This is a genomic window from Azotobacter bryophylli (assembly GCF_042643485.1).
In the GTDB taxonomy this organism is placed as follows: domain Bacteria; phylum Pseudomonadota; class Gammaproteobacteria; order Pseudomonadales; family Pseudomonadaceae; genus Azotobacter; species Azotobacter bryophylli.
Genome location: NZ_JBHRSJ010000007.1, coordinates 219,700 through 225,712, shown reverse-complemented (window position 1 = coordinate 225,712; position 6,013 = coordinate 219,700). Strand labels below are relative to the sequence as shown.

3 protein-coding genes and 1 pseudogene are annotated in these 6,013 nt (G+C 51.6%); 1 reads left to right on the top strand and 3 read right to left on the bottom strand.

Annotated elements, in window-relative coordinates; genetic code table 11:
• Positions 1 to 219: 219 nt before the first annotated feature.
• Positions 220 to 2,124, bottom strand: a complete 1,905-nt coding sequence (gene htpG, locus ACFOJE_RS05030) for a molecular chaperone HtpG (RefSeq protein WP_377813180.1) — start codon at positions 2,122 to 2,124, stop codon at positions 220 to 222.
• Between the two features lie 106 nt (positions 2,125 to 2,230).
• Entirely contained in the window at positions 2,231 to 3,478 is a 1,248-nt protein-coding gene (locus ACFOJE_RS05025) for an MFS transporter (RefSeq protein ID WP_377813179.1), read from the bottom strand.
• A 169-nt stretch (positions 3,479 to 3,647) separates the two neighbouring features.
• On the opposite strand from ACFOJE_RS05025, the pseudogene ACFOJE_RS05020 reads away from it, so the two are divergent.
• A pseudogene (locus ACFOJE_RS05020) lies at positions 3,648 to 4,502 on the top strand (IS5 family transposase).
• Between the two features lie 18 nt (positions 4,503 to 4,520).
• Here ACFOJE_RS05020 and brnQ read toward each other — a convergent pair.
• Positions 4,521 to 5,822, bottom strand: a complete 1,302-nt coding sequence (brnQ, locus tag ACFOJE_RS05015) for a branched-chain amino acid transport system II carrier protein (protein ID WP_377813178.1) — start codon at positions 5,820 to 5,822, stop codon at positions 4,521 to 4,523.
• Between the last annotated feature and the right edge of the window lie 191 nt (positions 5,823 to 6,013).

Sequence of the window (6,013 nt, the reverse complement as noted above, 5' to 3'; positions counted from 1 at the left end):
GACCCCACCCTCTTAGCCAACCCCTTGATTCGAAAGAGGTTTTCCGTGAGGACCGCGCCGGAAGTGGTGCGCATTATAGGGACCTCAAATCTGGCGTCAACCATTTTTTACTATGGCATCGCCTTTTCAGCATCCAGCTCCGAACTCGCCGCCAAAGCCGTTCACCTGAAACGATGAACGGCTTTTTTCAGCAAATGCTAGTAAACACATGCATTACGCTTAAGCAGATAGCTCTACCAATAGTTTATTAAGGCGCTGCACATAAGCGGCTGGGTCCTTGAGATTATCCCCTGAAGCCAAGGCAGCCTGATCAAATAGGATACGCGACAAATCAGCGAAGCGATCCTCGTCAGGCTCGGTATCTAGCCTTTCGATCAATGGATGCTGAGGATTGACTTCAAAGATAGGCTTGGAGTCGGGCACACTCTGCCCACTGGCCTCGAGGATTTGCCGCATCTGCAGGCCAAGATCTTGCTCCCCGATTGCAAGGATTGCAGGAGAATCGGTCAATCGGTGGGAAATCCGAACCTCAGCAACCTCATCCTTGAGAACCCCCTTGAGCCGCTCGACAAGCCCCTCTTTAGCTTTGGCGATTTCCTCCTGGGCCTTCTTCTCATCCTCAGAATCTAGCTTGCCCAAATCCAGATCACCGCGGGCCACATCGATAAATTGCTTGTCTTCAAAGTCAGTAAGATAGCTCATCAGCCACTCATCGATTCGGTCGGTAAGCAGCAGAACTTCTATCCCCTTCTTACGGAAGATCTCCAGATGCGGACTGCTCTTCACTTGAGCATAGCTCTCACCGGTCAGGTAGTAGATCTTGTCCTGCCCGTCCTTCATGCGACTGGCATAATCAGCTAGAGATACCGATTGTTCGCCGAACGCATCTCCGGTCGAGGAGAAACGAAGCAAACTGGCAATTTTCCCCTTGTTGGCGAAATCTTCTGCCGGCCCCTCTTTGAGCACCTGGCCGAACGCCTTCCAAAAGGACTTGTACTCTTCCGGCTTATCCTTAGCGAGCTTTTCCAACATATCGAGTACGCGCTTGGTAAGCGCCGACTTCATGGACTCTATCACTGGATCCTTCTGCAGTATCTCACGAGAGACGTTCAAAGACAGATCATTAGAATCCACAACTCCCTTGATGAAGCGCAGATAGAGAGGCAGGAACTCGTCGGCCTGATCCATGACGAACACGCGCTGAACATAAAGCTTGAGCCCCTTGGGCGCCTCCCGGTGATACAAATCGAAAGGAGCTCGACCAGGCACGTAAAGCAGTGAGGTATATTCCAGTTTACCCTCGACTTTATTGTGACTCCAGGTCAGCGGATTCTCGAAATCGTGGGCAACATGCTTATAGAACTCTTGATACTCCTCATCCTTGATTTCAGCGCGGGGCCTAGTCCAAAGCGCACTAGCGCGATTGACAACCTCCCATTCAGGCTCAGTCGACCTGTCTTTCTCCTCACCATAGAATTTTTTCGGCAGTTCGATTGGCAGTCCAATATGATCCGAGTATTTCTTAATGATGTTGCGCAAGCGCCAGCCGTCGGCGAACTCTTCTTCGCCAGCCTTCAAGTGCAGGACAATACGGGTACCATGCTCTGGCTTGTCGATCGTCGCGACGTCAAACTCCCCCTCACCTTTCGATGACCAGTGGACACCTTCGCTTGCCGGTCTATCGGCCCTACGACTGAAGACATCGACCTTGTCAGCAACAATAAAAGCTGAGTAGAAACCAACGCCGAACTGACCGATCAGATTCGAGTCCTTTCGCTGGTCACCCGATAAATTTTTCAAAAAGTCCGCAGTACCTGATTTTGCAATCGTGCCAAGATGCGCGATTACATCCTCTCGGGTCATACCAATGCCATTATCCTCGACAGTGACCGTCTTGGTTTCCTTATCGAAGTTAATTCGTATCTTCAGATCTCCCTGTCCCTCCAGCAGCTCCGGCCGCTCAAGGGCTTTGAACCGCAACTTGTCTGCCGCATCAGAGGCATTGGATATCAGTTCGCGTAGAAAGATCTCCTTATTGGAATACAGCGAATGGATCATCAGGTGAAGCAACTGCTTCACTTCCGTCTGGAAGCCAAGCGTCTCTTTTTGAGTCTCCACACTCATGGTCGTATAACTCCAAGCAGATGGTAGTAGCCGCAGCTGCGGCGGTTCCCATCCAAATGGGGGCGTTAAATGACATTTCAAGGAGTGGCGCAGACGCAGGGCCTACTCAGGGATCGATTAACTGGATTGCGCGAATCATATCGGGAGCCAGAGCGAAACTGGCGTCGCCCGCCCCCTCCAGTTCACGACGCAGCACTATGTAACCTTTATCATCAAAAATTTGGAATCTGCCTTCGGCGATGCTTCCCTTTGACGTAACGATACGCATACGTAGCTGTCGGTAATCAGCAGGCGACGCCTGAAGGCGCTTCAAAGTGAAAGCCAAGCGCCGGTCCCCGACTCCACCGTTAGGCTCTAAATCCGAGCGAAGCTGCCCCTCCCTAACTAGTCCTGACAGGCTCACAGAATGACCTAGTGGCGGATAATGCTCTCCTCTGACTTGCCAGCCAATCGCTCCCTCTTTAGCTAGGGGAATACCGATTTCCTCCAACTTACCATCAATGCGAGCAACCACTTGGATATTCAACTCTTGCGCTGGGAACGACGCACCTTTTAAATCCAGAACCTGCACAGCATGGGTAGCCTCACGTCGCTGCAGATAGCTCTCTATTACATAAACAAGAGTTTCTTCCGAGTCGAATGAGGCATCGACTTTTCCATTGCGGTAGCGCAGATGATCAGTGAGAAGCTCAATATTACCGCTGAGTCTAGTTCTATATTGGCTAGGAAGAACCAGATGGAAATCACCGACCAAGAGATTCGGAGACTTAGGCAGGAGATTAAGATGCAAAGTATATCCCCTTGTAACAAGGTATATCTTAGGTAGTTCTTGGCCAGATGAGCGCCAACTGATTTCAATGATGGGAATCCCCCCCCGATCCTGCGGCAGTACATCCAAACTCAGAAGTCCTGAGTGCTCCGCTGGTATGCGAATACGGATTTCCCCCTGGGAAAAAAAATCCCCCCCATCCCGCAGAGTGAGCACCCTCTTAATCAGCTCGCCCTGCTGCGGGTGGAAAGGTTGGCCATTGAGCTCACCGCGTAAGTCGATGTTTAGCTCGGGAGGTTGTTTAACCTCCGGCTTGAGCCACCTCAAGCTGAGAATCGCGTCTAATCGCTCGCTATCGTGACTGGCAAGCAAAGTAAAACCCACAATCAAAGGAATAAGACCTAAAGCCATCAACATCACTGGCTTTGAGACTTTTCGCCAGTGACCAAACATGAAAACCAGAGTCAGAGGTGGCAATAGGGCTCCCACCCCCCAAAGCAGACTAGTTGTAAATGCGCGTATGGCCAGCCATACCCAGCCGCCGAGCATCAGAAGCAAGCCCCCTAGGATCAGCAGTGCATCCATCCGGGTTTCCTGTAGATCATTTCATGATCAGGCAATGTTACCCTATTTAACTTGGTCTAATATTGAACTGATAGGCACTGAATGAGCATGAATCATGTCAATGAAGACTAGGTTCTGTACGAAAAGTCGGTGCAGGTAGAATCGTCGCCATGATTGGCTGGAGGCCCACATGGCAAGGCGCTACGAACTCCCGGATACGGGCTGGGAGTTGATCAAGGATCTAGTTTCCCCGGAACAAAAGATGGGCCGACCTCGAAGTGATGATCGGCTGGTACTCAACGGTATCTTCTGGATCCTCTGCTCCGGAGCCGCCTGGCGCGATCTGCCGGAACGTTTCGGCCCGTGGTCGACGATTTATCAACGGTTCCGTGACTGGCGAGACGACGGCACGTTTGACCGAGTACTTGAGCGATTGCACGTCCGGTTGAATCAGGAAGGCCTGATTGACCTGGACACATGGATGATCGATTCCACTGCGGCGCGCGCAACCCGAGCCTCTTCTGGCGCCGGGAAAAAGGGGGCCAGAAGAACCGGTAGACCATGCATTGGGACGTAGCCGAGGCGGCCTGACCACCAAGATTCACCTAATCTGCGATGCCAATGGGATACCTCGTCGCTTCATGCTGTCACCGGGCAGGCCAGCGATATTGCCCATGCTCAGCCGCTCTTGGATCAGGTGCGTATCCCCGGAAAGTTGGGACGGCCTCGCAAGCGCTGCCGTTGGTTACTGGCAGACAAAGGTTACGATGCCGAGCATCTGCGCCAGTACTGCGACCGCTACCGCCTGCAGCCGGTGATTCCGCAGCGCACCATGAAGTGCAAACCCAAGCCAGGACTACCCCGACTGTTTGATCGTCCGAAATACCGACAACGGAACATCATCGAGCGGATGCTTGACTGGTTGAAAGAGAACCGGAGAGTCGGCACACGCTACGACAAGCTCGCCAGAAGCTTTGCCGCAATGATCACGCTGGCCTGCACGTTGCGATGCCTACGGCAGTACTTTCCGGGACCAAACACCTAGAAGCACAGAATCAAATCGCTATTGCTCCTTAGATAATCTACGGTCCATAAAGGCCGCTATAAGCATAACCAGTGCGGTAGGCAACAACCAGCCTAGGCTTTGCTCAGCCAATGGCAAGTGTCGAAAAAAAAGAGGAATCCATAATTCGAACCCTGCTGCGGCAATGGCGTCAATAACGCCAAAGATCAGAGTAACCATCATTACAGGTACGAAAACACGGCGAGGCGACAGCCATAAGCGATCGAACAAACAAAGCCCAACAAGCACGATGGCAAGCGGGTAAAGCCCGACGAGAACCGGTGTGGAAATCCGAATCAATTCGTCTAGCCCCTGATTAGACACCCAGAGACTGAATAAGCTAACCAAGCAAACAACGAGACGGTATGAAATGGCAAAGCGGCTACTGAAGAATTCGCCGCAAGCAGTTATAAGGCCAACAGCCGTTGTCAAACAAGCAAGCGTAATCGCCACAGCCAACAGCAATTTCCCCGCAAAGCCAAAGGTTTGCCATGTGTAGGCGGACAGGATTTGCACGCCATTCAGACCCTCACCAGCCAAGTTTTGGCTCTTAGCACCAAGATAAAAAAGCGCCAAATAAATTAAAGATAACCCAAAGGCAGCAATAAGGCCGGCGATAATGGTGTAGAAGGTGATAAGACGTGCTTCCGTGATGCCTTGATCACGTACAGCCGAAGCGATGACGATACCAAAAACCAAAGCTCCCAGCGTATCCATGGTCAAGTAGCCGTCCAGAAATCCTCGTAGCATGGGTGCATCTTGATAGGCTGGTAGGCTTTTGCCTATCACCCCAACAGGAGTAAGGAAAGTGCCCCCCCCCAAAATCAGCAGTGCAATCAGTAACACCGGGGTGATGAGTTTGCCCATTCGATCAACCAATTTCCCCGGACTAAGAGCAAGGGCTAGAGATAGAGCAAAAAAAACCAACGAGTGGCCCAACCTTGGCCACATCCCATTGCCACTGAACGGAGCCATTCCCATCTCGAAGGCGACAACCGCCGTGCGCGGGGTCGCGAATAGAGGACCTATGGACAGATAAATTGCTATAGCTATCAACAGCCCAGCAAATCGGCCAAGCGGTTCCGTAAGCCGATCCATTCCACCGCCAACACGAGCAAGCGCGATGACGGCTAACAGTGGCATCCCAACCCCAGTTATAAGAAAACCAAATGCCACACGCCATACGTTTTCCCCCGCTGCCATCCCTACGCTTGGGGGAAATATGATGTTCCCTGCACCAAGAAAGAGCGAGAACGTCATAAAACCAAGGGCAAGCACATCTGCAGTTCTCAATCTCTCCATAAAGCCCCCTTACAAGAAATTCAAGTGACAGCAAAGCAACCGACTCGATCACATCCCCATTAATCAACATTCTCTTCCAACAAACCAGCAAACCTAAAGCCATCACTAAGCAAGCCCGCTTGTTAAGCAAGGGCTAACAGATGCCTTTAAGTGTGACTTATGCGCGACCTGGCTTTCCCTTAATGCATGAA